General features: G+C 44.1%; 24 protein-coding genes. 10 read left to right on the top strand and 14 right to left on the bottom strand.

Features of this window, described 5'->3' with window-relative positions; translation table 11 throughout:
• The first annotated feature begins 77 nt into the window (after window positions 1-77).
• From K360_RS0102155 to K360_RS0102140, 4 genes are all read left to right on the top strand, one after another.
• Complete coding sequence (locus K360_RS0102155; protein WP_024821545.1) at window positions 78-1,655, top strand: glutathione ABC transporter substrate-binding protein; 1,578 nt, start codon at window positions 78-80, stop codon at window positions 1,653-1,655.
• Between the two features lie 74 nt (window positions 1,656-1,729).
• Window positions 1,730-2,770: a zinc-binding metallopeptidase family protein gene (locus K360_RS0102150; protein ID WP_024821544.1), complete on the top strand. Its 1,041-nt coding sequence runs from the start codon at window positions 1,730-1,732 to the stop codon at window positions 2,768-2,770.
• Complete coding sequence (locus K360_RS0102145) at window positions 2,763-3,749, top strand: M42 family metallopeptidase (RefSeq protein WP_051461086.1); 987 nt, start codon at window positions 2,763-2,765, stop codon at window positions 3,747-3,749. Before K360_RS0102150 ends, K360_RS0102145 begins: the two co-directional genes overlap by 8 nt.
• A complete protein-coding gene (locus K360_RS0102140) occupies window positions 3,746-4,774 on the top strand; it encodes a zinc-binding metallopeptidase family protein (protein WP_024821542.1) in 1,029 nt (342 codons plus the stop codon). Before K360_RS0102145 ends, K360_RS0102140 begins: the two co-directional genes overlap by 4 nt.
• Window positions 4,775-4,817: 43 nt before the next feature.
• On the opposite strand, the gene K360_RS10930 is transcribed toward K360_RS0102140, so the two are convergent.
• Window positions 4,818-6,047: a tRNA nucleotidyltransferase/poly(A) polymerase-related protein gene (locus tag K360_RS10930; RefSeq protein WP_024821541.1), complete on the bottom strand. Its 1,230-nt coding sequence runs from the start codon at window positions 6,045-6,047 to the stop codon at window positions 4,818-4,820.
• Window positions 6,048-6,243: 196 nt separating this feature from the next.
• Between K360_RS10930 and K360_RS0102130 the strand changes: the two genes are divergently transcribed.
• A complete protein-coding gene (locus tag K360_RS0102130) occupies window positions 6,244-6,396 on the top strand; it encodes a hypothetical protein (protein WP_156923317.1) in 153 nt (50 codons plus the stop codon).
• 207 nt (window positions 6,397-6,603) lie between these two features.
• Here the strand turns inward: K360_RS0102130 and K360_RS0102125 are convergent, their stop codons facing one another.
• The 12 genes from K360_RS0102125 to K360_RS0102070 form a co-directional block, all read right to left on the bottom strand.
• The gene (locus tag K360_RS0102125; protein WP_024821539.1) at window positions 6,604-7,782 is read right to left on the bottom strand and encodes a UxaA family hydrolase; all 1,179 of its coding nucleotides are present in this window, start codon (window positions 7,780-7,782) and stop codon (window positions 6,604-6,606) included.
• 1 nt (window position 7,783) lies between these two features.
• Window positions 7,784-8,929, bottom strand: coding sequence for a TIM barrel protein (locus K360_RS0102120; RefSeq protein ID WP_024821538.1), 1,146 nt, complete (start codon window positions 8,927-8,929; stop codon window positions 7,784-7,786).
• Window positions 8,930-8,944: 15 nt separating this feature from the next.
• Window positions 8,945-10,216: a lactate racemase domain-containing protein gene (locus tag K360_RS0102115; RefSeq protein ID WP_024821537.1), complete on the bottom strand. Its 1,272-nt coding sequence runs from the start codon at window positions 10,214-10,216 to the stop codon at window positions 8,945-8,947.
• Window positions 10,217-10,227: 11 nt separating this feature from the next.
• On the bottom strand, window positions 10,228-10,947 hold the full coding sequence (locus tag K360_RS0102110; RefSeq protein WP_024821536.1) for an ABC transporter ATP-binding protein: 720 nt from the start codon (window positions 10,945-10,947) through the stop codon (window positions 10,228-10,230).
• The gene (locus K360_RS0102105; RefSeq protein ID WP_024821535.1) at window positions 10,944-11,714 is read right to left on the bottom strand and encodes an ABC transporter ATP-binding protein; all 771 of its coding nucleotides are present in this window, start codon (window positions 11,712-11,714) and stop codon (window positions 10,944-10,946) included. The genes K360_RS0102110 and K360_RS0102105 overlap by 4 nt, the downstream gene beginning before the upstream one ends.
• Window positions 11,711-12,703, bottom strand: coding sequence for a branched-chain amino acid ABC transporter permease (locus tag K360_RS0102100; protein WP_024821534.1), 993 nt, complete (start codon window positions 12,701-12,703; stop codon window positions 11,711-11,713). Before K360_RS0102100 ends, K360_RS0102105 begins: the two co-directional genes overlap by 4 nt.
• Before the next feature lie 17 nt (window positions 12,704-12,720).
• A complete protein-coding gene (locus K360_RS0102095; protein WP_024821533.1) occupies window positions 12,721-13,617 on the bottom strand; it encodes a branched-chain amino acid ABC transporter permease in 897 nt (298 codons plus the stop codon).
• A gap of 130 nt (window positions 13,618-13,747) precedes the next feature.
• Entirely contained in the window at window positions 13,748-14,860 is a 1,113-nt protein-coding gene (locus tag K360_RS10405) for an ABC transporter substrate-binding protein (RefSeq protein ID WP_034326186.1), read from the bottom strand.
• A gap of 135 nt (window positions 14,861-14,995) precedes the next feature.
• Window positions 14,996-16,246, bottom strand: a complete 1,251-nt coding sequence (locus tag K360_RS0102085) for a LeuA family protein (RefSeq protein WP_211235515.1) — start codon at window positions 16,244-16,246, stop codon at window positions 14,996-14,998.
• A gap of 44 nt (window positions 16,247-16,290) precedes the next feature.
• On the bottom strand, window positions 16,291-17,187 hold the full coding sequence (locus K360_RS0102080; RefSeq protein WP_024821531.1) for a phosphate acyltransferase: 897 nt from the start codon (window positions 17,185-17,187) through the stop codon (window positions 16,291-16,293).
• A complete protein-coding gene (gene buk / locus K360_RS0102075) occupies window positions 17,184-18,284 on the bottom strand; it encodes a butyrate kinase (protein ID WP_024821530.1) in 1,101 nt (366 codons plus the stop codon). Before buk ends, K360_RS0102080 begins: the two co-directional genes overlap by 4 nt.
• A 12-nt stretch (window positions 18,285-18,296) precedes the next feature.
• Window positions 18,297-19,268 (bottom strand): GntR family transcriptional regulator, encoded by a 972-nt coding sequence (locus K360_RS0102070; RefSeq protein WP_024821529.1) that lies wholly within the window; start codon window positions 19,266-19,268, stop codon window positions 18,297-18,299.
• Between the two features lie 481 nt (window positions 19,269-19,749).
• Here K360_RS0102070 and K360_RS0102065 point away from each other — a divergent pair, with 481 nt between their 5' ends.
• The 5 genes from K360_RS0102065 (at window position 19,750) to K360_RS0102040 (ending at window position 24,797) form a co-directional block, all read left to right on the top strand.
• Window positions 19,750-20,844 carry an Ldh family oxidoreductase gene (locus K360_RS0102065; protein WP_024821528.1) on the top strand — a complete coding sequence of 365 codons (1,095 nt, stop codon included), beginning with the start codon at window positions 19,750-19,752 and terminating at the stop codon, window positions 20,842-20,844.
• Between the two features lie 92 nt (window positions 20,845-20,936).
• Window positions 20,937-21,896, top strand: a complete 960-nt coding sequence (locus K360_RS0102060) for a bifunctional 4-hydroxy-2-oxoglutarate aldolase/2-dehydro-3-deoxy-phosphogluconate aldolase (RefSeq protein ID WP_024821527.1) — start codon at window positions 20,937-20,939, stop codon at window positions 21,894-21,896.
• A gap of 379 nt (window positions 21,897-22,275) precedes the next feature.
• Window positions 22,276-23,289 carry a methionine ABC transporter ATP-binding protein gene (locus tag K360_RS0102050; protein WP_024821526.1) on the top strand — a complete coding sequence of 338 codons (1,014 nt, stop codon included), beginning with the start codon at window positions 22,276-22,278 and terminating at the stop codon, window positions 23,287-23,289.
• Complete coding sequence (locus K360_RS0102045) at window positions 23,282-23,944, top strand: methionine ABC transporter permease (RefSeq protein WP_024821525.1); 663 nt, start codon at window positions 23,282-23,284, stop codon at window positions 23,942-23,944. The genes K360_RS0102050 and K360_RS0102045 overlap by 8 nt, the downstream gene beginning before the upstream one ends.
• A gap of 58 nt (window positions 23,945-24,002) precedes the next feature.
• Window positions 24,003-24,797, top strand: coding sequence for a MetQ/NlpA family ABC transporter substrate-binding protein (locus tag K360_RS0102040; RefSeq protein WP_024821524.1), 795 nt, complete (start codon window positions 24,003-24,005; stop codon window positions 24,795-24,797).
• Between the two features lie 227 nt (window positions 24,798-25,024).
• Here the strand turns inward: K360_RS0102040 and dgoD are convergent, their stop codons facing one another.
• On the bottom strand, window positions 25,025-26,176 hold the full coding sequence (gene dgoD / locus K360_RS0102035) for a galactonate dehydratase (protein WP_024821523.1): 1,152 nt from the start codon (window positions 26,174-26,176) through the stop codon (window positions 25,025-25,027).
• Window positions 26,177-26,181: the final 5 nt, after the last annotated feature.

Genomic DNA, 26,181 nt, shown 5'->3' with positions numbered 1-26,181 from the left:
AGACTCTATCTGAAAGAGGCAAGAATAGTGTTTTTAGTGTTCTTTCAAATCTGTCAGATTAGAAGGAGTGATGATTCATGAGTAGCTCAGGAAAACGCGTTGTCGTGCTGTTTCTCTCAGTCCTTTTGGTAGTCTTCTGTTTCGCCGGGCTAGCTACAGCCTCAAACAAAGACACTCTTATCATCGGGAAGGGAACAGAAGCGCTCGGGATGGATCCTCAAGACCTTACCGATACCCCTTCGGAAGAGGTTTGTCACAGTATCTATGAAGGTCTGGTAGCTTTTGATGAAAAGATGAAAATAGAACCTCGTCTCGCCACAAATTGGGATATTTCCGAAGATGGCAAAACGTGGGCATTCCATCTCAGAGAAGGCGTTACATTTCACAGTGGATCTCCCTTCAATGCGGAAGCCGTGAAGAAAAACTTTGATCGAATCTTATCTGGCAAATATAAACGTTCTTCCCTCTACACTCCCATCGTTGAATCTGTTGAAGTAAAAGATGAATACACCGTCGTTTTTAAACTTAAAACATCTTTTGGAGCCTTTCTTAATATTCTTGCCCACACCGCAGGACTTATTCTTGATCCTAAAGGCATAGATGAGGGGACAGACTTTGTTCGGAACCCCTCAGGCACAGGCCCTTTCATGCTTGATGAATGGATGCAGGGAGACTATATCGCCCTGAAAGCTTTCGATAAATATTGGGGTGGCAAACCCAAGCTGGCCAAAGCAATCTTTAAAACCATCCCAGAAGATTCTGCCCGAGGCATGATGATCGAAACTGGTGAAATTGATGTTGCAGAACAAGTACCTCCTCAGGATGTGGAACGCCTAAAAAGCAACAAGGATGTAGATATGAGAGTAGAACCCTCTGTAGTGGTGCAATTCCTCACCCTCAACTGTCAAGATGAATTTTTGAAGAACGTACACGTTCGACAGGCTATTTTCATGGCTATTGACCGAGAGGCTATCTGCAAAAATATCCTTATGGGATTCGCCACACCTGTAGATTCCATGGTCGCTCCTTTAGTCAATGGATATTCGGAAGTAGAAGCCCTCTCCTATGATCCCGAAAAAGCCAAAGTTCTCCTCGCTGAAGCCGGATGGAAAGATGACAACGGAGACGGGGTCCTCGATAAAGACGGGAAACCCTTGGAAATAAAGCTTCTTACCCATGGGCGGAACACTCCCGCTCTGAAAGTTCCAGAAGCTGTTCAGGCCTATCTGTCTCAAATTGGCATCGGAGCCAAGATGGTTGTTATGGATTGGGGTGCATTCCTCGCCGAAACTCGCAAACCTGTGGAAGAAAACACTACTCAAATCAGTTTTTACGGCTGGTCTCCATCCACTGGTGATGCTGACTGGGTCTATCGCCCCCTTGCTATGTCAGATCAGTGGGTACCAGAAGGAGCCAATAGAGCTCTATATGCCAACAAAGAAGTAGACGAAGCCATTATGATTGGTTTCTCTTCTGTAGATCAGGAAGTTCGCCGCCAAGCATATGCTAAAGCTCAAACTATAATTAATCAGGAAATCCCCTGGCTTCCTCTCTATACTCGCATGAATCTCCACGCAGTGAGGAAAAACATACACAAAGTTCGGCTCAGTCCGTTGGATTTCGTTGAAGTTACACACGAAACATTTAAAGACTAATTGTACATTGATGCTTTATAAAAAAGCCGCTGGCAAGAGGAGCGCCAGCGGCTTTTTTGAGGAGATGACATAATATGGACATGAAGACGGAACTTCAACTTCTTTCAAATTGCATTGCCGTTACTGGAATGGAAGAGGCTATCGCAGCTTTTATTTCCACCCGTATCCCATCGAACTATAAGTTATACAAAGACGCTTTGAATTCTCTGCACGTTTCTATTCCTGGTAAAGAGCACTCAAAAAAAATACTGCTGTTGACACACTACGATGAACCTGGAATGATCGTCACAAAAAGAGAAGGACAATTTCTGGCTTTTCAAACAACTGGCTCTCTTTCTCCATCCAGCCTCGCTGCCCAAGAAGTTACTATTACAGATGGAGTCCATACTCACCCCGGCATTATAGGTGCTCGACCTCCTCATATTCTAAGGCCAGAGGAGCAAAAAGCCCCTTTAAGCATAGATACTCTTCGAATCGATCTGGGGCTTACGGAACAAGATCCATTCCCACAATGGATTCTACCGGGAATTCCAGCTGTTATATCTCGCCCTTTTACTGAACTGCTGAACCATAGAGTTTGTGGAAAATCTCTCACAGATCGTTGCGGAACAGCCATCCTCATGGCTCTACTGCAAGATTTTCCACAGATGAAAAATGATGTTTATATCGTCTTTGCCTCTCAATATTACAACACTTTCAAAGGAGCCCTTGTCGCAGCTCACACAATCCAACCTCATGTAGCGCTTATTCTTGATGGGATATGTGTCTCAAGCCGCGAACACCCTGATAATCCTCTCCAGATAGGGAAAGGGCCTGTCTCTTATTTCGGCCCCACATGCCATAAAGGACTCACAAATGCTCTTCGAAAAACCGCCAAGACAGAGGGTATCCCTTTACAAAAACGATCTTCTGGAGAACGACGATTCTCCGACATATGGACAGTACAAACAGCGGTAGGAGGAATATCATCAGCTTTGTTGGAACTGCCGATTATGTATAGCGGAAAGAGCACAGAAATTGTATCTATATCTGATATGGACAAGGCTCTTAAACTCATTCAGGCATTTTTACCCTTTCTCGACAAGGTAATAAAGGAGAAGGCCTATTATGCTTGAAAAACTCACAAACATTAATGGGGTATGCGGTAACGAAGACAACATACGCTCATTTATAATAGAGAATCTTAAAGAAAGCGTCGAGAGCATAGACATAGATCCTCTAGGGAGTCTCATCACTTCTCAACAGGGGGGAATGCCATATCCTCGCGTTATGATCGTAGCCCATATGGACGAAGTCGGCTTTATCGTTACTACCATTCACGAAGATGGAACGATAGGCTTCTCCCCTTCCGGAGGAGTATACGAACACGTTATTGATTCTAAAAACGTAGTAATTGGAACAAACCATATCCCTGGCATTATTCGCATGGGAGAGTCTTTCGAAAAATCCTACATAGACATTGGGAGCACAAGCAGGGATGAAACTCTACAGATTGTAGATGTTGGTGATTTTATAGCATTTAAGACGTGTTTCGGCCCTCTAGGAGGGGCATCGATAAAAGCAAAAGCACTAGATGACAGAACAGGATGCTTTGTTTTGATGAATATTATGGCTTCTAAAAAATGGGATTTTCCTATCTACGGCGTCTTTTCTTCACAGGAAGAGGTTGGTGAAAGAGGAGCCCTTTCAGCTTCTTACAGGGTTCAGCCTCATATAGGAATTGTTTTGGAAGGAACAGTATGCTCTGATTTGCCTACCGTGGAACCATATCGTCACTCCACCACGCTAGGGGGAGGCCCTGCTATCTCTATTGCTGACAGTACAAGTTGTTTTGACGTAGAGTTAAGCGAAATTCTTTGCAAACTCGCCGAAGAAAAAGGGATACCGTGGCAAAGGCGGCGGATTATGGGCGGAGGTAACGACGGTGGAGTTGTACACCTTTCCGGATCGGGGGCAAGGACGGTCACAATTTCTGTTCCCTGCCGGTACATTCACTCTTCCGTAAGCGTTGCCAATTTAGAAGACGTACAGAACACCATTCACCTCGTGGAAACGTTCCTTTCGTGGCTCAATAAAGGAGATCTTTCAAAATGATAGAATGCCTATACGACCATGTTATATCAGATAGCACTGTAGAGGGTACTATACCTTTCAACGCGATAAAATGTCTATATGACCTTGTTGCCGCCTTCGCTCCTACAGCTATGGAAAAAGAAGTAGCAGAATGTATCGTGCACCAAATAGAAAATCTGAATTTTCCCTGTAAAACTAGAATTGATTCTCTTGGTAACCTTACTATTGAGCCCTTATCGAATCCTGCCCCCAAGATAATGCTTGCTGCTCCTATAGACCAATGTAGCTTTCCCATTATCGCTGCCCCTAATGCGAATCAAGTACGATTCGCCATATTAGGGAATGTCCGGCCTCAAGACCTCCCTGGGAACACTGTTCGTTTCTCCAACGGCGCGGAAGGGATCATACGTGTAAGTGACAACAGTGTTTCTTCTGTAAATCGTTCTGATGAACTTCTCATTTCTCTAACTGAAAAATCTCCTTTTCCTCTGCCAGGAGACCGAGCAATCCTCACTGGACCTTTTTCTGTTCAAAAAGGAGTGCTCTCTGCCCCAGCTATGGAAGGGCGATTAGCTTCGTGGGTTTTTCTTTCACTCATGGGAAAAGAAAGTATAAAGAAACAAGAGGTTCTCTTCGCTTTCTGCGCTCACGGAGTAGGAGGAGGAAGAGGATGTCAGGTTATTGCCCAAACCAAACAACCTCAAATAGCTATAGGACTTGACATAGAACCTATCGCTTCAACATCTCCTATACATATGGGAAACGGACCTGTCCTCCGGTGGCGAGACGAAAATACGATCTCTCACCCTGGCCTCGTCCGTCTCGCCGTAAAGACAGCAAAAGAAGAAAATATTCCACTACAAATATCTCCCATCTCTTTAGGAAAAGCTAATATTTCAGGGGTTCATGCTTCAGGCACCAATTGTGCAGTTCTCTCTCTTTCTATACCTGTACAAAAAGCATACACTCCACAAGCTTTCTGTTCTCTGGAAGATTGTCATTTCGCTTCCTGTTTGTTAGAAAAAATAATCGACAGATTGCTTTAAAAACATCTTGGCGGAGGAGTTTTCAAGCCCTCTATTCTCCCTTTTACTTTGATGTGGGGACTCCTCCGTCTGGGGTGTTTTTCTCTAACCACTTCACCACGTCTTCACGGCTACGGATCTCTTTTTTAGCCACAGCTTGACGAAGCCCTACTTTCAAAATGCCAATAAGAGGGCCCTCCTCCACATTGAGCATCGACATGAGCTCATCACCATCTGGAAGAAAATCTGCACAAAATAGCCGAGCTGCCGTTGCGCTATAGAGAATACGGTTTTTTCGACATAACTCGTCAGATTTCCCCGACGCCGCCAATATTGCACGAGCAAGAAGGAACAACTTTTCAACTATGTGTGCCCCTAGCTCTCCATTTATAGAAACCGCTGTTTCTAAAGAGAGGGGAGACAGCAGTAATGAATGATACTTTACCAACATCTCGATTTCGTTGCGAAGAGCAGCCGGCCATGCCCAATCAATTAAATATTTTTCTACAGACGGACAGCCTACATGATGAAGCAATGCCGCCATTTGTACGGCGCTTTCCGCATGAATGTTTTGAGCCGACTGAAGGGAAAGAAGTGAATGAAGGAGCCTCCCTCCTTCATAGTGGTCACCAAAAACAAGGCGCTGATCTTTCAAAACTTCAAGGAAAGGGAAAAAAACAGGCATAAGTTGATGACTGCTCACCAATCGGAAAAAAAGCAAGGCATCTCCATCAAGAGCTTTCAGAACTTCATGCCCAATTCGTTCCCCAGGAATAGGCGGAATAAGGGGGGCAAAAGCCTTCACAGCATTGGAAGAATCTTCATCTATTTTTAAACTCAGCGAGGCTGAAAAGCGGCAGAGACGCAATGTTCGAATGGGGTCATCCTTAAGACGCTCCACAGGATCGCCGTTAAAGCGAAGAAGCCCCTTTTCTAAATCTATCAGCCCTCCAAAAGGATCATACACGTCCCCCTCTCCATCTATAGCTATGGCATTTACCGTAAAATCCCGCCTCCCCAAATCTTCTTCAAGAGGATATGAGCCGAGGGGGAAAATATCCACGTGCTCTCCCTCAAAAAAGATTATGCCAGTTCGCTTCCCCTTCTTTCCAACAAAAATAGCGTGGGGAAAAATATTCTGAATTTCTCCTTCCTCTCCTTCAACAGCTACATCCATGTCAGAAAAGGAAGTGCGTCCCATCAATAAATCTCTCACTGCACCACCCACAAGCCAGGCACGTTTGCCTTCCTTAGCGAAAAGACGGATAAGCCGTAAGGCTCGGCATAAAGCCATCTTCATTCCCCCTTCCCAACAAGCCTTATAAGGTAATATAGTATAATATATGTGTATATGCACAATTTATTAGCCAGCATAAGCTTCTCTGACCTTATGGAATAATATATAGTATACATGCACCTGAAAGCAGGTGATAAAAGTGAGGAACTACCAAAAGCCCCCAAAAAGACATAGAGAAGGCCCCTCTCTCCTCATGCAGTTTCTTATAGTCTTCTGTGTTATTGTTTTGTCCTTACTTTTTGTTATTGCCATCGATAAATATACCCATCCTGGCCGGGATTGGAGCGATACTCTCCTCTTACGAATGATGGTCGAGCGTCGTCTCGCCAAGCCTTATTTCAAATAACAAAGGGAAAGAAACAGTTATCCTTTTTAGAATAAAAAAATATTCATTTTTATTTATTGCAAATTATAGCTCTTGTCTAAGAAAAAAATAAGAGAGAGCGGGGACCCTATTACTATAGGTCCCCGCTTTGTGCTGTGAGGTGTTTCGGAGGTAAAATCTTTATATACGAAAAATATTCATATAAATCACGTGACAAGCCATTGAAAGCTAAAGAATATAGGCTTTAACGCCCTTTCTCCTAATGGCAAATTCCCGGCAACGCCATCTCTCTGAACACGTTTGAGTCCCATTAGCTACAGCTACAGCTAGGTTGAAAAGATCATTGCCAAGCTCGGAAATGCTTTTCCCTGCATCAATAACAGGGCCAGCGTTGAAATCTATGTTATCTCGCATATTATTGTAGGTAGTTGTATTACTCGAAACTTTAATAACCGGGACACCAGGACATCCAGTAGGAGTTCCCCGGCCAGTGGTAAAGAATATGAGATTCGCTCCTCCGGCTGCCATAGCAACCATAGATTCTACGTCGTGACCTGGTGCATCCATCACGACAAGGCCTCTTCCTCTAGGGCATCCACCGTGAGGAACAACTTCCTGTATGGGGCGCGTTCCACCTTTTCGAATACATCCCAAAGATTTTTCTTCCAGAGTGCTCAGACCTCCTGCAATATTGCCAGGAGCTATATCTGCTATTTCGCTATGACCAACTTGAGCCATAAAACCCTCTGTCTCGCGAACATACTCCATAAGGTTCTCCGCCACTTTTGCAGAGACACATCGCTGGGCCAATATATCTTCAGCGCCAAGGAATTCTGTAACTTCTGTAAGAAAAACTGTTGCGCCACTATCTACAAAGTGATCACAAGCATGCCCTACAACTGGATTAGCAGAAAGACCTGAATAACTATCGGAAGCACCACATTCTGTCCCAACAATAAGGGAGGATAGAGGAACATCTACCTTCACGTCTTTTTCAAGAAGGGCCATAAACTCTCGCACTATAGCATCAGCTTTCTCAATAGCTCGGCCTGTGCCCCCTTCTTTCTGGATTGAAACAACTCCTACTGGTTTCCCAGAAAGACGAATGCCTTCGTATACCTCATGCAGTTTGATGGTTTCGCACCCTAAACTGACAAGAAGGACGGCACCGAAGTTAGGATTTCTGCCTAATCCTACAAAAATGTCTGTGATCTCCTTATTGCTTGATGGATCGAAAGTACAGCCGTATGGATGGGGAACAGTGATAGCATCAGGATATCTTCTTCCCATCTCCTCAACTACCGAATTGGCACAAACAACGAGAGGGAGAACAAGAATATGGTTACGAATACCCACCGTCCCATTTTTTCGCATATATCCCTTTAGGGTTTTATTTTTATCTCCCATGCTAATCCACCTTCGATTCCTTCCCACGGTGACTACGGATATTGTGAACATGAACCATGGCTCCAGCACCAATATCAGATGTAGCTGTCCCGATAGTTTTTCCATACTTATAAACAGTTGCACCCTTAGGAATAGCAGTTATGGCGACTTTAAACCCTTTCGGTATCTTTTCTTCAGCAACCAGCGTTCCGTCAAAGTCTCGAGCGACGAGAACCTCTCCTTCTTGAATCTCGCGAAAAGTAGTTAGTACATTGTCTTTCTTGTCGATAAGAATGGCGTTCGGCATTTCTTTTTTTTGAGATTCGCTGCACTCTTTTTCCTCTCCAAGAAGGCTACAACCTTCCCGAGAAAAACGGTTCATTTCATCTATTGTCTCTCGAAGATCTCTCTCTTCATCGTCTGAAGGAAAGGCTTCAGATGATATATAGCCTTTATAGCCGACCTTCATCAACGCCGCAAAAAACGGAGCAAGATCCAGATTCCCTTGACCTAAAGGTTTCCTATCAGAATCACACACATGAACATGATCCAGATACGGAGCTGCAAGAGCAACGCTCTCTGTTGCGTTCTCTTCCTCTATAACAAGATGCATATAATCGAGCATAAGACGAACGTTGACAACATTCAGGTCTTTAACGAAATCCACGCCATCCTGAGTAGATATAATGAAATTTTCATAGTACCGGTTAATAGGTTCAAGCAAAAGGTGAACATCCCTGTTCAGTTCCGCAACGTCCCTAAGCCCATCTTGAACCCACCTCAGAGTATCTTCTTTGGGAACCCCATCAACAAATCGCCCCCGCGCTCTTCCTATACTCACATGCGTATTCAGAAGAGCTGCCGCCTCCACTAAAGCCTTGAATCGCTTAAGGGCTTCTCGTCTTACTGCAAGATCAGGGTCTCCCAAAGAGATTTTGTCTTCTCCGTACATTTCTCCAGTACATAAAGAGCAGACAGGCAAATCATATTTTTTAGAGAGGCTATAAATCTGATCAAAATCCACATTGAAAGGATTTTTTAACATCACCTCTACACCCTGGTACCCTAACTCCTTTAACCTTGGGAAAAGGTCTTCAAAAGGACCCCGAACTCCTGTAACCTGACTTCCCTGAACGTCTGGAGTAATAATCATAAACGCAAAACGCATAGCTTCACCCCATTTTTACTTTTTACGTTCCAGAGGTAACACGTACAAATCCTGAACAAGAGCCACTCGACGCATCTTTTTGGATTGTACCAACTGAAGAGCATCACCGATGGAAGAACAGACAGGAATACCAGAAATCTCCTCCACTTCCTTCTTCACGTGGCAGTTATCTGTGACAAGTACGAGGGTCTTTGTTTCCATAATTTTTCGAATAGCACAAGAAGCTGATACCCCCAAAGGATCTGATACTTTTCTATCTGCGAGAAGACTTTCTATCTCTTTCACAGACATACGGAGAGCTGATGCAAACTCTGGATGATCACCTGTACCATCGATCAGAGGAGAAGCCAGAATAATTACTCCCCCGTCAGGCACCAAATGCTCTCCAATATAAAACCCTTTCCCGCTTTGCCACAAATCTTGACTAGCTGGGTAAGAAGAGATAATAGCTACGTCGAATCGTTCGTCAAACTCCTGGCAGGAGTATTCCATGCCAATACGTATCCCTTCCATAAGAGTACTATCAGGAGTTCCTGCCACTACTCCGTAATACCCCTCCGCTCCCGAAACAAAATTCACAACAAAGCTTAAGCCAGCTCTTCGTCCCACTTCGTCTATAAAAGTGCGGAACCAGTTCGGATACATGCCTGGCGCAATCTGCTCACGAAGAAGGGCTCGGCAGTGTGTCTGGAATATAGTTTCATACCCACTCAGCCCTGGGGTAATAATCTTTCCACCACCAGACCATCCACAAAAGCGATGAGGAACTGTAGAACCTACAGCAAGAATGGTCCTAGCTTCTTTGAGGTGTTTGTTCAAAAGTACAGGAATACCATCAAGATCTCCATAACTTTCTAAAGACTCTGAGGCGTAACAGTTATGTTGATATACCTTAAAACGTTTTCCGTACTCCCCTAACTTCCCATCAACTTCCTCCGGAATCATTTCTCTATGTGTTCCATTGGCCGTAATAATGCTTATATCAGAGTCTTTTAGACCACACTGTTCTAGACGAGGAACAAGAACATCTAAAACTTCTTTTACAGGCGTACTACGAGTATGATCATCTACAATTAAGAGTAATGGAGCTCCTTTTTCTTCCAAAACTTCTTCTAGCGATTTACCGCATGGAGCATTCAGAGCACTGCTGACAGCTCGACAAATAGCCTCCGGGCTTTTGGCAATCACCCCGCTGCGACTTTTCATCTGCTGCACTACAACGTCCTCTGGAAGAGTAAAAGACAACTCTTTATCTTTGGTATAGGTTAAAGAGTAGCGTTGCTCCATTTTTCTCCACCTCACTTCTTTGCGAAGTACATATTTTGGATCGTATCCTGATTTTTAAGCTCTTCTGCACTGCCTTCAAGAGTAATAGCGCCTTGAGACAAGATATAAATTCTGTCACTGAGAGGAAGAGAAAGCTTGGCATTCTGCTCTACCAGCAAAAGTGTAAGTTTTCTTTTTTCCATAATCTCTTTCAACGTCTTAAAGATACGAATAACAACAACAGGTGCCAGTCCCATGGAAGGCTCGTCTACCATGATCAACTCATTCCCAGAAACCATGGCTCGACCAATAGCCAGCATCTGCTGCTCTCCACCACTCATGGTTCCGGCAAACTGCTTTTTACGACGTCCGAGTTCGGGGAAGAGCTCGTAAACCTGTTCAATTTCCGAAGCCCTTTTAGACGCTGGTTTCAACAGAGCTGACGCCACTTCTAAGTTCTCTTGGACACTGAGCTCAGGAAAAACCTGTCGTCCTTCAGGGACATGGGCTATACCTGCCTTCGCAACTTTATGAGGCTGCAACCCTAGAATAGACTGTCCCCTAAAGAGAATATCCCCACCTTCTTCAGGTCGAACCAAGCCGGAAATAGTGCGCAGTAATGTAGATTTTCCAGCCCCGTTAGGACCAAGAACCGAAACGACTTCTCCCTCTTCTATTCGAATATTTACGTTTCGGAGAGCATAAATTCCGTTATATGTTACTGAGAGGTTTTCGATCGATAAGAGACTCATTCCATATCCTCCCCACCCAGATATGCAGCGACAACATCAGGATCTTTCTCCACATCTTCGAATTTCCCTTCGCAAATAACTTGGCCGAAATTAAGAACATACACCCAATCAGACACTTCTCTGATAAACTCCATAGTATGTTCCACAAGCAACATGGTGATTCCCTTCTTTTTAAGAAGGAGCATGATCTGCATAATATCTTTGAACTCATCTTTCGTCATACCTGCTGCTGGTTCGTCAAGGAGGAGCAGTTTGGGTTCCAATGCCAGCGCCCTGGCAATTTCCAAAGCTCTCCGCTTCCCATAAGGCAGAGAGGTCGGGCGCTCGAAAGCTTCCTTCTCAAGACCTAGAAGCTTGAGAAGTTCCATGGAATAGTCAAACTGTTCCTTCTCCTCTTTTTTAAGCCGAGGTGTAGCAAAGAAAATATCAAAAAGCGATGATCCAAAAAATTTTCGTCGGGCCGTCAGCACATTTTCTACTACAGAAAGGCTGTTAAAAAGGTTTATACGCTGGAAGGTTCTCGCTATTCCACGGCGAGCGTACTGGAATCCCTCAAGCTTCGTAATATCTTGTCCTTCCAAAAGGATACTGCCTGACGTAGGCTTCATAGCTCCTGATACCTGGTTAATAAATGTTGTTTTTCCTGACCCGTTAGGACCTATAAGGGCTGTTACCGCCCCTTTTGTAATCTTTATATCTACTTCATTATTGGCCAATACACCGCCAAAGGCTTTTGTCATTTTTTGAGTTTCTAAAAGGATGCTCATCGGTTCAGCCCCCTTACATGATGCAAGGTCTGCGTCATATCGTTCTTGCTGCCAAAAATCTTATTGAAAAGTTTCGAAAAATAGGGGCCAAGGCCTGTAGGAAGCAAAACAACGAACAAAATCGCTATTAAGGAAGTGAAAAGCATATAGTAGGTTTCCCACCCTTTGAACTTAAGAAGCTCAGGAAGAAATGTAAGACCTACGCCGCCAATAATTCCACCGCCCATGTGTTTTAGCCCGCCTACTACCGCCATAGCAACAAAGTTCGAAGACTCTCCGAATGTAAAAGGCTCCGGGCTGAGGAAGCCGGCAAAGTGAGCATAGAGAGCTCCAGCCAAACCTGCCAGAGAGGAAGCAAAACCAAAAGCAAAAATCTTTGCCTTCTTCGAACTGATGCCACAAGACTCTGCTGCCACTTCGTCGTCATTAATGGCAAACATGGCTCGACCTATATAAGAGTGTTTTATACGGTACATTAAAAGAATAGAAATACAGAGAATGGCAAGGAACACATAGTAATAGGCTCTGTTATCAAAGAAATGTTCGCCTATATGGAACTGAGGAATACCGAACAAGCCGCCAGGCCCGCCTGTAAGAGGAATCGCATTCAGAACGAGCATCCACACAACTTGCCCAAAAGAAATAGTGACAAGAGACAAAAAGAAGGCTTTCAACGAGAAAGAAGGAATACTCAAAATCAGTCCCGCCGCAAGGCTGAGTAAGATACCGCCAACAATACCTACGGGGATAGGGAGACCCAGGCGAGTTGTCAAAAGAGCCGTCCCATAAGCACCGATAGCATAAAAACCCGCTTGTCCCAAGGATATCTGCCCAGCAAATCCTGTTAGGAAAACAAGCCCCGAAACAAGAATAGCGTGAAGCAGCGCCCTATTCGTAAGGAAAACCCTAAAATCTTTCGTCTCTACCATGGGATAGCTAAGGAGCAACAATACCCCTATTATAATAAAAAATTTACGTGAAAGTTTCATATTCTACGCCTCCTCCCCTACTTATCCCTGTTACCAGTCCAGTTAAAGACTCCACTGGGCCTTACTATGAGAACAAGAACGAGGATACAGAAAGAGATGACATCTTTGTACGTTGAAGAGATAAACAGGGTTGAGAAGTTTTCTATAATGCCCAAAACAACTCCACCTAAAAGGGTGCCATAGGGATCCATCAATCCTCCCATAACTGCCGAGGCAAAACCTTTAACACCAATGCTCCCGCCTCCCAACTCCAGGGAAACGAAATAGACTGGAGCCAGAAGAATCCCGGCAATACCAACAACCATGGTAGAAAGCATAAATGCTAGAGATCTCGAAAGATTGACGTTAACTCCCATGAGTTGGGCGGCAGTTCCGTTCTGAGCAGTAGCTCTGAAAATTTTCCCCACTAAAGTTTTTCTCAATAGGAAGTGAAGGAAAGCCATCAGGAAAAGAACCACGGCAAAAATATAGAAATAGAACTTCGGCAAACGAACGCTACCGACCTCAACCAAATCCGCAGAAGACCCGAAAACTGGCGGGAATGGCTTGGGCAATCCCCCATAAATGACAATGATGACTGTCAACCAGAAAGTACACACCATCAAGGTCGCCACAACAAACTCCATTCTAGCTCCACCTCGACGGATGATGGGTTCATAAATAAGATAACGCAACATCAAGCCGTATAGAGCCAGAAGGGCTATTGAAAAGACAAAGGATAGTACGAATCCCAACTTTAAACTTGAGTAGAACGTATAAAAAAGATAGGCGCTCAACATAGCTGAGCTAATATTCGCAAAGTTAATCCGTTCAATACTCTGCCACAGGAATACAACTCCCAAACCTATGAGTCCGTATGTACAACCTATGGACATGCCGCTAACTAAGTTTTGAACCACATCGCTCAGGTTCATAAGTTTCCCTCCACTATAACTTTAAAGAAATAAATGCCGTTGCTGCCCCTCTTCGAGAGTCAGCAACGGCTCTCGGCACGTATTTAACTTCGATTCAAAGAGGTGCTGTTAATGTAGCAGCCTCAAAAATCTATTGTTTTTCCCAGATAGATCCGTTATAACGTGCTATAAATGTATAGTTAGTGAAGTTATGATTCTCGTCACACTTCATCATGCCCTGTACGCCATCAATCTGAACTTCGTTCAGAGCTTTGATCAAAGCCGGGCCATCAGTGCTCTTTGCTGCTTCAACAACTTTTGCAAAGAGATAGATACCATCATAATAAGCCTGACCAGGATCTGTAGGAGATTCGTTATCCCACTTTGCGCTATAATTTTTCACGAAATTCTGGACTGCCTGGGAAGGATCATTCTCGTCAAAGCCCATAGCAGCATATACGCCAACCATAGCGTCTCCGGCAAGATCCTTTACGACAGGAGCACTCCAAGCAGAGAAACCAATAAGAGGTACGTCAAGCTGGAGCTGCCGAGCCTGAGTGATGCAGATGGCTGCTTCTGGCTCATGTGTAAAGCCAACGAGACAATCGAATCCGGAGTTCTTCAGCTTAAGAAGCTGACCTGTAGCGTCTTTGTCTCCTTCTTTCATCTGCTCTTTTGCCACAACTTCGATGCCATATTTCTTAAACTCTCTTTCTGCTACTGCCAAAGCTGCTGTACAATAGTCAGTGGTACCGTAAATAATTCCGGGTTTTTTCACATCAAGCTTCTCAACAACGTACTTCACAATGGCTGAAACTCTTGCGTCGTCGTTTGCTCTCAAGCGGAATAGATAATCGTTTTTAGTTTTGCTATAATCCAAGTTTGGCGATGTGGCGGCTACCAACATGGGTATTTTGGACTGTTTCGCAAGTGAGTGGACACCGAGAACAGCACTACTCATATTGGGCCCGAAAATAGCTACCACATCGTCATTAATGACCTTCCGCACAACGTTCATAGCGGTGCTGGGGTTAGCCTGGTCATCGTACACAAGCATCTCGATCTGTTTCCCATCAATGCCGCCTTTGGCGTTGATTTCGTCAACAGCTAGCTGAGCACCCTTTTTAATAAAATCTCCCAGGATGGAACCCAGACCCGTAAAAGGAGCCACAAGGGCTATCCGAATTGTATCTGCAGCAAGGGCAGATCCAGAAAGGCAGAAAACAAGTAAAAGAGCTGCGATTAACCGTACACTGCGTTTCATCGTATGTTGATCCTCCTTTGTAAAGATCAAGTCCTACAGAGTTCTTCTTTGTTTCTCCCAATATTGCAACCTATGACACGTAATGCTTATGAATTGGGTTACGACAGTTTCTCTTTTTTGACGTCCCCCCTTTTGTTACTTCTCGTTTTTATACTCCTCGTACAAGCGTTTAAACTCTTCTTCGGAAACTACGTCTCTTTTTTCCCGACCAAGAGCTTTCACTCGATCAGTTAAAGGCTGAAGATCATCTTCCTCGTAAGGAAGGGCAAGCTTATCAAGGAACAGAGATATGCTATCCTTTCCGCTAGATCCACCTATAACGATATTTGCCTCTTCACGGCCGACCACACTTGGTAGATAAGGGAACATAGCTGCCTGAATCCCTGCTTCTTCCAGACGAGTTTTCGCCTGTACAACAACTCCAGACTCCATCCAGAATAGGCGCGTACCTGTTATAGGCTTATTTCTGTGAATAGGAATCTGTGTTATTTTCTCTACCATCTTGGTAATGCTGTCTATTTTCTTCAGGTCGATACCTGTATGGATGTTCAGCAACAGTTCTAAAGCTGCCGCAACCTCTTCTGTAGCTACGTTTCCTGTTCGTTCGCCTAAAGCATTAATAGAAGAATGAATGCCCGAAACACCGGCATAGGCAGCAGCCATAACAGACCCCATGGCCATGCCGAACTCGTTGTGCACGTGGAACTCTACGGGAATCTTCAGTTCTTCTTTAAGCTCACGAACGGCGCGATAAACGGCATGAGGAGTGGCCACACCAAAGCTATCTGTAAAAACTACTGCTTCAGGATGTACCGCATCGACTACGGCCTTATAGATTTTCTTGGCGTACTCAAGAGTGCCACGGGTTACATCCCATCCCATAAAGGTAACTTTCAAGCCAAGGGATTTTGCATACTCAATATTACTGACGATACGATCGATGAGTTTTTCCGTATCCACGTGATAGGCATAATAGTCTGTATAAGGATTAACAGCGTGTTCTATAATGACTTTTTCAACACCTGTCTTAGCAGCACTCTCAATATCATCACGACGAGCTCTGCAGAAAGGAATAAGCTCAGCCTTCAAGTTCATCTTTACCAGACGGGCAATGGCTCGGCCAATATCGTCAGAAATGATGGGCATTCCCACCTCAATGCTTTTTACGCCAAGGTCATTAAGGGCAACTGCAATGTCCACTCGCTCGTCTTCAGTCCAGTTCAAGCCACACGTCTGTTCTCCATCGCGAAGGGTTACATCATGGATATAAACAGATTCAGAAGTCTCTTTTCCTTTTACTTCAGGCATGAAATTCATGGGAGAAACCCATTTTTCATCGCTAAAGTATGGTGCTCCCTCCATAGGCATATTTTCCAGTAGCTTCATGTACATTCCTCCTTCATTCTGTAAAAAAGTCGTATTGTTTAAAGTTAAGCCATTAAACAAGCAAGAAGCATTGAGTGGTATCGCTCTTCCTTTCCAGCTGAGCGAGAAGTCAGAACTACGGGCTTTCGAGTGCCAGCCACAATTCCCGCCGATGGGAAATTACCGATATATGTCAACCCCTTGCAAAAGATATTACCCGCATCAAGAGAAGGGACAATAAACAAATTCGCCTTCCCTGCAACAGGACCAGACAGACCTTTTAAAGCGGCAGCTTCAAGGGAGAAAGCATTATCTAATGCTAAAGGGCCTTCTATATATTCTTCCTGTGACAGGGAAGGGCGAAGATCACGAACAATCTCAAAAGCTTCTACCGAAGAGGGAACCGCAGGAGCGGGAGCCTCTACACTAGACAAAACCGCCACTCGACGATGGGATATGCCAATTTGTCTCATAACATGCAGGGCATTTAAAATAATGATTTTTTTCTGTTCGATAGTGGGTTGAACCATAATACTGGGGTCAGAAACGAAGAGGAGATCGCGATCGGGAATTTCATATACAGCTACGTGAGTAAGCAAAGAACTTGTCAAAAGATTTTTTCGTTGCAAAATTCCCTTAAGGAAAGCCCCTGTATGAACAAGACCTTTCATCAAACAAGATACAGCGTCATCCTCTAAGAGCTCACAAGAGCGCTCGATAGCTACAGCATCCTCTTTCTCTTCTACTATTTCGAAAGGAGTCAGCTCAATATTAGATTTTTTTGCTGTTTCTTCTATTTTCTTACAATCCCCTACAAGGACACCCTTACAAAAGCCCTTCCTCGTTCCTTCGGAAAGAGCTACTAAAATGCTTTCTTCATAGGGACATGGGACAGCGAACGTTATCTTTCCAAGATTTGATTTTTCTTGGAGAGCATTCTCTAATTCTAAAAAACTTTTCACTCTTCTTCGCCTCCTGGGTAGATTCTGGGACTCTCTTGACCGTTGAGCACCCCTAATACACGCCTGGCCAGAGTATCTACCTCAAAGCTTCCTGGGTAGATGTACACTGGAGCGACAGGCAAAAAAGTTTCTTTTAAAAAGGAAGTAACTTTCAAGGAATGTGCAATTCCTCCAGTAACACAAAGAGCATCCACAGAGAAGGAAAGAACCGCCATAAGGCTCCCAATTGTTTTTGACAGTTGCAAGAGGTAAGCATTCATTACTAATGCGCTTTGAGAATCTCCCTCTTCGATCCGTCTTTCTACTTCTTGCATATCTTTTGTTCCAAGGTAGGAATAAAAGCCTCCCTCTCCTTCTATCTTTCGCATTACTTGCTCTTTCGTATATTTACCAGAGAAGCAGAGATTTACTAGCTCCAGAGTGGGAAGGCCTCCTGCCCGTTCTGGAGTAAAACTTCCTTCAAAATCATTCACAAGATCGATCATCTGGCCTTTTTTATGTGCGCTAACAGTAGTTCCACCGCCTAGATGAGCCACAACCAGGTTTACATCCTCATAAGATTTCCCAAGGTCACAGGCTGCACGGAAGGCAACTTCCTTGCTATTTAAAGCATGCCCTAAAGACTTACGTTCTATATCTTTCAGTCCAGAAAGCCGGGACTCTGGCAAAAATTCATCCACCGAAACCGGATCTACTACAAAAACAGGACATTTAGAAGCTGCAGCAAGCTCTTTCCCTATAAGTACCGCTAGCGCAGAAGCATGTTTCCCCGATGTCCCATTAAGACTATCCTCTATCATTTGGCCATTCATCCTATAAACCCCTGAGGGGATAGGGCGAAGCCGACCACCTCTTGCTGCTACTGCAGATATATCCTTAGCTGACACCCCTACCTCTGCAAATAGCTCCTCTACAACCTGTCGTCTTACACGTACTTGAGCAAAGACATCTGCTGCCAATTCTTCTGGGGAATGAGAAACTGAACGCTCCAAAAGACATTCCCTATCAGAATACAGTGCCACCTTTGTTGACGTAGAACCAGGATTAAGCACAGCTATGAGTTTCTTCGTATCTCGATCAATATGGATGGCACGCATGAACAGACCTCCTTAAGCCCAACTCTTATGACTTACGATCTTTTCTATAATCTTTCGTAAAATCTCTATAGAGGACTCGGAAAGCACATTCTCATATTCAATAACTCGCTTCCCCATCCTTTCAAAGACATCTTTCTTATGCATAAGCGCAAATTTAGAGACGACAAGAATATCTGAGACAGCCGCAACCCGTCTAATATCATCATCACTAGAGTACCCTTCGGTAATAAGATCTCCCTTAATGCCCAGATTCAGAAGAGATGACTTCAAACCTTCACTCCCACCACGAGGAGACATACATATCACGCCGATCCTCATATCTTTAGGGCATTCCAGAAGTTGTTCCACCACCTTCAAATATGGGCCGAGGTTGATGCCATAAATGTTCTGGCGACTGCCTAAAACTCTCTTCACTTCCGGGTAGTGTCCAGCCGTAGTAATGATCACATCAAAAGAATCCAAAAAACTCTCTTCAACTCGTTTTTCTACCAGGCTGTCTAACAAGACCCCTTCCACCGTAATGGCGAGAGCATTTGTTAAATCTTTTACATATTGTTCAAGGGCAAAGGGATTACATTCTACAAAAAGAGCTTTTACATTAGATCCGCTATTTTTCTCTTTCAGCATAAGCATTTGGGCCATATTCACAAACTCTTCAGAACTAAAACCCAACTCTGATGCTTGCTGCATTGCTTTTTTTAAGACGGATACAAACTCTTTCGTCTCTTTACGAGGAGGTATATCAAGGTTTTGAGCCACATAAGTACCTGCAGCTTGACGAATATCAAGATACCCCTCTTCTTCCAACTCCCTATAAGCCTTTGCGACCGTATTCCTATTCGTTTTCAAAAAAGCAGCGAGCTCTCTTACACTGGGAATTTGCATACCAGGAGACAACTCTCCACTTAAAATCAAATATCTTAATTGAACTTTAATCTGCTGATTTAACGGGATGTCACTCGTTGTATCTAATAATAAATTCACTCTATCCCCGCCCTTTTATAAAAGGTCAATCATTTTTTGGCACGCTGTATCATACCACTATGACAGTTAAAAAACAACATCTCTTCACAAAGTAAATATATGGTAAAATACCAGCATAAACCAGCATTTCCGGAAAATGTCGGTTGTAATAACACATAGCAACTGTCTCTTTTTAGAGACAGTTGCGTCCTATTTCTCCATTCATAGAATGGAAATGCACCATTCATCACTTGTTGCGCTATTTAAGAATGAAAAAGGGAAATCCAGCAAAAATATTTTTTAATACATTGGAGTCCCTAGAAATCTTTGATTACAAAGAATATTTATCCAATATGCGAACCAGCGGTCCGTTAAACGGATAAAAAACCTTGACTTCTTTCTCTTTCTCCCTTTATATACATGTGTTATGTCCTCAAAAGTTTTAGAAAAAGGAGCTTTACATTAATGAATTTTATAAAATAAGAAGGAGAGGTGGCTTAAAATGTCTTCTACATTTCAACGTGTAGGGTATGAAGCCCTACGTAGTTTTTCTGCCGATGTATTAGAAAAGATAGGATATCCCCGAAACAAGGCAGAAATTACCGCAAAAGTTTTGACCGAAGCCGACGCACGAGGTGTTCCTTCTCACGGTGTAACCCGCCTGAAAGTCTACAGGAACGAGTTAGGGAGCGGCCACGTACACCCTGAAGCCCAACCAGAAGTTGTTCACGAGACTCCTATTTCCGCTGTTATTGACGGTCATTACGGTATAGGCTCTCATATTTCCAAATTTGCCATGGATATATGTCTCGAAAAAACTCGTAAAAATGGAACTTGTTACGTAGCCGTTCGTAATTCCAATCACTTCGGCATGGCCGGTCTTTGGGCAGAACAAGCCGCAAAAGAAGGTTTTGTAGGAGGAGCTTTTACAAACACCATCCGTTGCTCGGTACCTGCTCTCGGACGGCAGCGTATGCTTGGCACAAACCCCATCGCAGTTGCAATTCCATCTGATGAAGAAGACCCATTCCTTCTAGATATGGCTACCACTACTGCAGCCCGAGGGAAGATATCAGTCTATAAACATAGAAATAAAGACCTCCCAGAGGGATGGATTCTTGATGAAGAAGGACGACCTATCACCTGCGCCAAGGAAGCAAACAAACTTCTCGCTGATCCAGCCACCCCTTTAGGTGGGCAGATATATTTAGGTGGCTCCACAGAAGAAATGGGCGGGCATAAGGGATATGGCCTCGGACTTCTGGTAGAACTGCTTTGTGCGCCCCTCTCTATGGGAAGTTGGACCCGAGACATTTTCATAAAGCCCGATGCCAATGTTGGACACTTCTTCTCGGCTTTCCGTCTTGATCTCTTCGGAGATCCCGAGCCCATCAAAACCTACGTGGGAGACATTCTAAGAGCTCTTCGGAACAGCACCCCTCTCCCTGGAGAAAAACAAATTTATACTCACGGACAAAAAGAAGCGGCACGACGGCGCACCTCTCTTCAGGAAGGTGTAGAGCTTGACGATGCTACATTTGCCATGCTTGAAGATTTTGCCAAAGAGTACAAGCTTACGCCTGTTACCCAACGATAAAAACAAGGGGATCCTCTTCTCTGGAGTACGCACCCTTGAGAAGGGGATCATGCCCTCGATTGAACCTGATAAAGAAAGAAGTGACGTAAGCAATGAATAAAGTGCTCGAACATATTGGGCTATGCGGCCTTGTCCCTGTTATTAAAATAGACAGCCCGGAAAAGGCTGTGCCCCTTGGAGAAGCGTTACTCCAAGGAGGACTTCCTGTAGCTGAAGTTACATTTCGAACTGACGCTGCAGAAGAATCAATTCGAAGGCTCTCAAGCGACTTGCCTAAACTCCTTGTAGGAGCTGGCACTGTTCTTTCTGTAGAGCAGGTAAAAAAAGCGGTAGGTGCAGGGGCAGCCTTCATCGTTTCTCCTGGCTTTAATCCTGAAGTGGTAGACTACTGCATAGAGCATGAAATTCCAATTACGCCTGGAGTCAATTCTCCCTCGCAAATAGAAATGGGTTTAGAACGAGGCGTATCTATACTTAAGTTTTTCCCTGCAGAAGCATCTGGAGGGGTAGCGATGATCAAGGCCCTGTCCGGCCCTTATAAAGGTGTAAAGTTTATTCCTACAGGTGGAGTCAATGCTGAAAACTTCAATAGCTATCTGTCTCTTCCCTCTGTCCACGCTTGTGGTGGTAGTTGGATGGTAAAAAGCGACCTTCTAGCTGCTGGCGCCTTTACTGAAATTGCAAAGTTAGTACAACAGACTGTTTTGTCCATGCTGAACTTTTCTCTTGCCCACATAGGGATTAATGAGATCAGCGAAGAAAAAGCCCTCAAGGAAGCGTCAACTTTCGAACAGATGTTCCACTTCCCTGTAAAAAATGGCAACAGCTCCATTTTTTCTGGAACGAGCTTTGAATTTATGAAAGAACCATATCTCGGTGAAAAAGGGCATATAGCTATTAGCACAAACTTTATAGAACGTGCAATCGCATATCTTGAACGACAAGGCATTCATACCCTTCCAGAAACGGCAAAAAGGAAGGATGGCAAACTTAAAGCAATCTACCTGGACAAAAAAATATCTGGATTTGCCCTCCATCTGGTAGAGAAATAAGAAAAATTCTTGTTGTTTTTAAGCGCTAACTCATAGAGTAATCTAATCGTTATTCTCACATCTTGGAAAAACATGGGGTGGCACATTGTCATTTGGAGGTATTCGGTGACCCTTGAGGTTGACACAGCACCATATTTCATATATCATATGCCACAATTTGCGCATCACACCTTTAAGAAATAAGGAGGGAATAGCATGAATATAATCATGGTAATAGCTATGAATAGCATGATGATGTGCATGTGCGGCGGCCCTCCTGGTGTGGTCGGCGCAGTTTAGCGCTGTTTGTTGACCATAAATCAGGCCGGGCCTTCATTGTGAAGGTCCGGCCTTTTTTATGGCTTAAATTTCTTAAAATTTTAAAGGCAGGTGAAAAGCGATGATCAACATACAGAACTTAGGAAAAAGTTTTATTTCTGAAAATGGCGAGTTTAAAGCCCTAAATAATATTAGTTTTGAGATCAAGTCTGGAGAAATTTTTGGAATTATAGGGTTAAGCGGGGCCGGGAAATCAACTCTTCTCCGAACTCTTAATCGCCTGGAAGATCCATCTAGCGGTAAAATTTTTATCGATGAAACAGATATTACCTCTCTTTCCACATCGGAACTACGAGCTCTTCGCAAACATATTGGCATGATTTTTCAGCATTTTAACCTCCTCACCTCTCGGACCGTTTTTCAAAATGTAGCCTTCCCCCTTGAAATAGGGAAATGGTCTCGCCAATCTATGGAAAAGAGAGTATATGAAATGCTCGAGCTAGTAGGCCTTACAGACAAGGCCCAAAGCTACCCCTCTCAGTTAAGTGGCGGACAAAAACAACGAGTTGCCATCGCACGGGCTTTAGCCAATAACCCTCGGGTACTTCTTTGCGATGAGGCCACAAGCGCCCTTGATCCCAAAACAACTCAGTCTATCCTCTCTCTCCTTGAAGAGATTAACAGCAAAATGGGAATTACGATTGTCTTGGTAACTCATGAGATGGGAGTTATTCGTCAGATATGCCATCGCGTAGCAGTGCTTGAAAAAGGGGAAGTTGTGGAAATAGGCCCTGTTAAAGACGTTTTTATGCGGCCTCAATCGGCAACAGCCCGAGAGTTTCTTTCTCATTTACCTCGCACCACATATTCCCACGAGAAGTTTCCAAGAGAGGCTGGGTGCCCCATTGTTACCTTCTCTTTTAACGGTCATATGGCTGAAAAACCTGTAATTTCTCAAGCTATAAAAAAAAGCGGCGCAGAAATTAACATACTTGCCGGCGAAATCGACCATCTTCATAGTAGTCGTATTGGTAATTTAACAGTTCAACTTGCCGGCAACCCCGAGCAGATAAACTCTGCCCTTTCCTACATACGAGCACAAAATGTGGAAGTGGATGTGATTTGGAATGGATAAATGGATTTCGCTCCTTAACTTACTTGCTACACCTACGTTAGAAACCTTGTATATGGTTTTATTCTCTACTTTTTTTGCTACGCTCCTCGGATTCCCGTTGGGGATAGCTCTTGTAGTTACAGAAAAAGGGGGGCTTCTCGAAAATGAACCGCTTTATGGGGTTTTGAATGGGATCGTAAATGTATGTCGATCGTTTCCCTTCATTATCCTCATGATTGTTTTGTTTCCTCTATCCCGATTGATTGTGGGAACAACTATTGGAACAACAGCATCAATTGTTCCGCTTTCTATCGGAGCCGCTCCCTTCGTAGGACGAGTGGTAGAAAGCTCTTTAAAGGAGGTGGACAAAGGACTTATTGAAGCTGCTGTAGCCATGGGGACAAGCCCCAAAGACATTGTGTTCAAGGTCATGATACCTGAAGCCCTGCCCGGTCTTGTGTTGGGAGAGACCCTTACCATTATTAACATTGTTGGCTATTCAGCCATGGCAGGAGCCATCGGAGGTGGCGGTTTGGGAGATCTAGCTATTCGTTACGGCTTCCACCGCTTTCAAACAGACGTACTTATAGCCGCAGTAGTTGTCATCATATTATTTGTGCAGATAGTTCAAGCTGCGGGGAATAGAACCGCTCTATATCTATCAAGGAACCGCTAGGGGATAAAAAAGCATAAGAAGTACCAGAAGTAACTATTCTTAAAATGGAGGTTTGAAAATGAAGAGATCAGCACGTTTTATTACTATTTTTGCGTTATTTTGTATATCCTTAGTACCTTCTGCAAGCTTGGCTCAAGAAATTATTAAAATCGGAGCTTCTCCAGTACCCCATGCAGAAATATTGCAGGTCATTAAAGACGATCTGGCACAAGAAAATGTTACTCTCGAAATCATTGAATTTACTGATTACGTAAAACCGAACCTCTCTCTAGATGACGGAGAGATTGATGCCAATTTTTTCCAGCATTTCCCCTACCTCGAAAATTTCAATGGAAGTCACGGCACTAAATTGGCCTCTTTAGGCGGTATCCACGTAGAACCCCTCGGTCTCTACTCTCAAAAAATAAAGACTGTTGATGAACTGAAAGAAGGGGCCCTTATAGCTATTCCAAGCGACAGTGTTAACGGTGGTCGTGCCCTTCTTCTTCTTCAAGCCAACGGTCTTATCACCCTCTCTGACAAAGCAGGACTAGAGGCTACAGAACGAGATGTAGTGGAAAACCCCAGGAAACTTAAATTCAAACCTATCGAAGCAGCCCAATTACCTCGAATTCTTCCAGATGTGGACGGTGCTGTTATCAATGGGAACTATGCCATAGAAGCTGGATTTAAACCAACGGAAGACGCAATACTTCTTGAAGGATCAGAATCCCCTTACGCCAATATTATTGCCGTTCGGGAAAAAGATAAAGATAACCCCAAATTTCAAATACTTTTAAAGCATTTAAAGTCAGATAAAGTCAAAGACTTCATACTCTCTAAATATAACGGTGGAGTCGTTCCTGCCTTCTAAAAACTTTTTCACAGAGTGGCAGACTAAAAAAGGGGGTTGCCTTTAAAAGGCAACCCCCTTTTCGTATCTCTAGCAAAAGCATTCACGTTTGATCCTCGTAGCTACTTAACTTAAGAACTCGAAAGTATGAGGCTGAATTTACACATAACCTGGCTTGCTACTCAACACCCGTCCTTTTTGACAAGAAGAGCGAGGGAATCGAGAGGAGAGTGCCACTGATGCTCACATTACCACTCAGCAATGGAACCATCTTCCATTCTCCATACCGGATTCTTCCAGCACAACCTTTCATCTGAGCGCTGTCGCACCACATCCTCATCAATAGAAATACCCAATCCAGGCTCTGTTAATACCCCTACAAAACCATCCTTATAATCGAAAAGCTGCGGATTCTCCAGATAGTCAAGAAGATCCGCTCCTACGTTATAGTGAATGTTGAGGCTTTGCTCCTGAATAAAAGCATTAGGAGTACAATAATCCACTTGCAGACACGCTGCCAGAGCAATAGGTCCTAAAGGGCAATGAGGGGCTACTGCTACATCATAAGCCTCTGCCATAGCGGCGATTTTCTTTACTTCCAGAATTCCGCCAGCATGGCTTACATCGGGTTGAATAATATCTACGGCGCCATCGGCAAGCAGCGTTTTGAAATCCCACCGACCGAAATTACGTTCCCCCGTAGCTATAGGCATAGAAGCATGGCGGCGGAGCTCTACCAATGCTTCACGGTTCTCGATAAGCACTGGTTCTTCCACAAACATGAGATGATAGGGCTCCAGTTCTTTCATAAGCACCCTGGCCATGGCTTTATGGACACGGCCGTGAAAATCAAGGGCTATATCAATTTTATAGCCAAGGACATCTCGTATGGCCTGAACTCTGGCTAAAACCTCTTCCACCTTTTTATAACTATCGATCCATCCCATCTCTTCTGTGGCGTTCATTTTTATAGCCGTCATCCCAGCCTGATATCGTTCTCGGGCTTGAGCTGCCACATCTGAAGGACGATCTCCTCCTATCCAAGAATAAACTCGTACCTTTTGACGAACAGCCCCACCAAGCATCTTATGAACGGGAAGACCATATATTTTCCCGGTAATATCCCACAGCGCTTGCTCAATACCAGAAATAGCGCTCATAAGAATAGGACCGCCCCGATAGAATCCGCCACGATAAAGAACTTGCCAAATATCTTCTATCTCTGTAGGATCGCGACCAATAAGATACTCTTCCATTTCACGAACGGCGGCAGCTACAGTAGAAGCTCGACCTTCCACTACTGGTTCGCCCCAGCCTGTCACGCCATCATCTGTCGTTATCTTAAGAAAAAGCCAACGCGGAGGAACTTTAAAGAGCTCGAACTTCGCTATATGGCTCATAATGA

The organism is Aminobacterium mobile DSM 12262, from assembly GCF_000526395.1.
Lineage (GTDB): Bacteria > Synergistota > Synergistia > Synergistales > Aminobacteriaceae > Aminobacterium > Aminobacterium mobile.
Note: the sequence above shows the minus strand (reverse complement) of the source record. Positions and strands in the feature narration are given on the sequence as shown.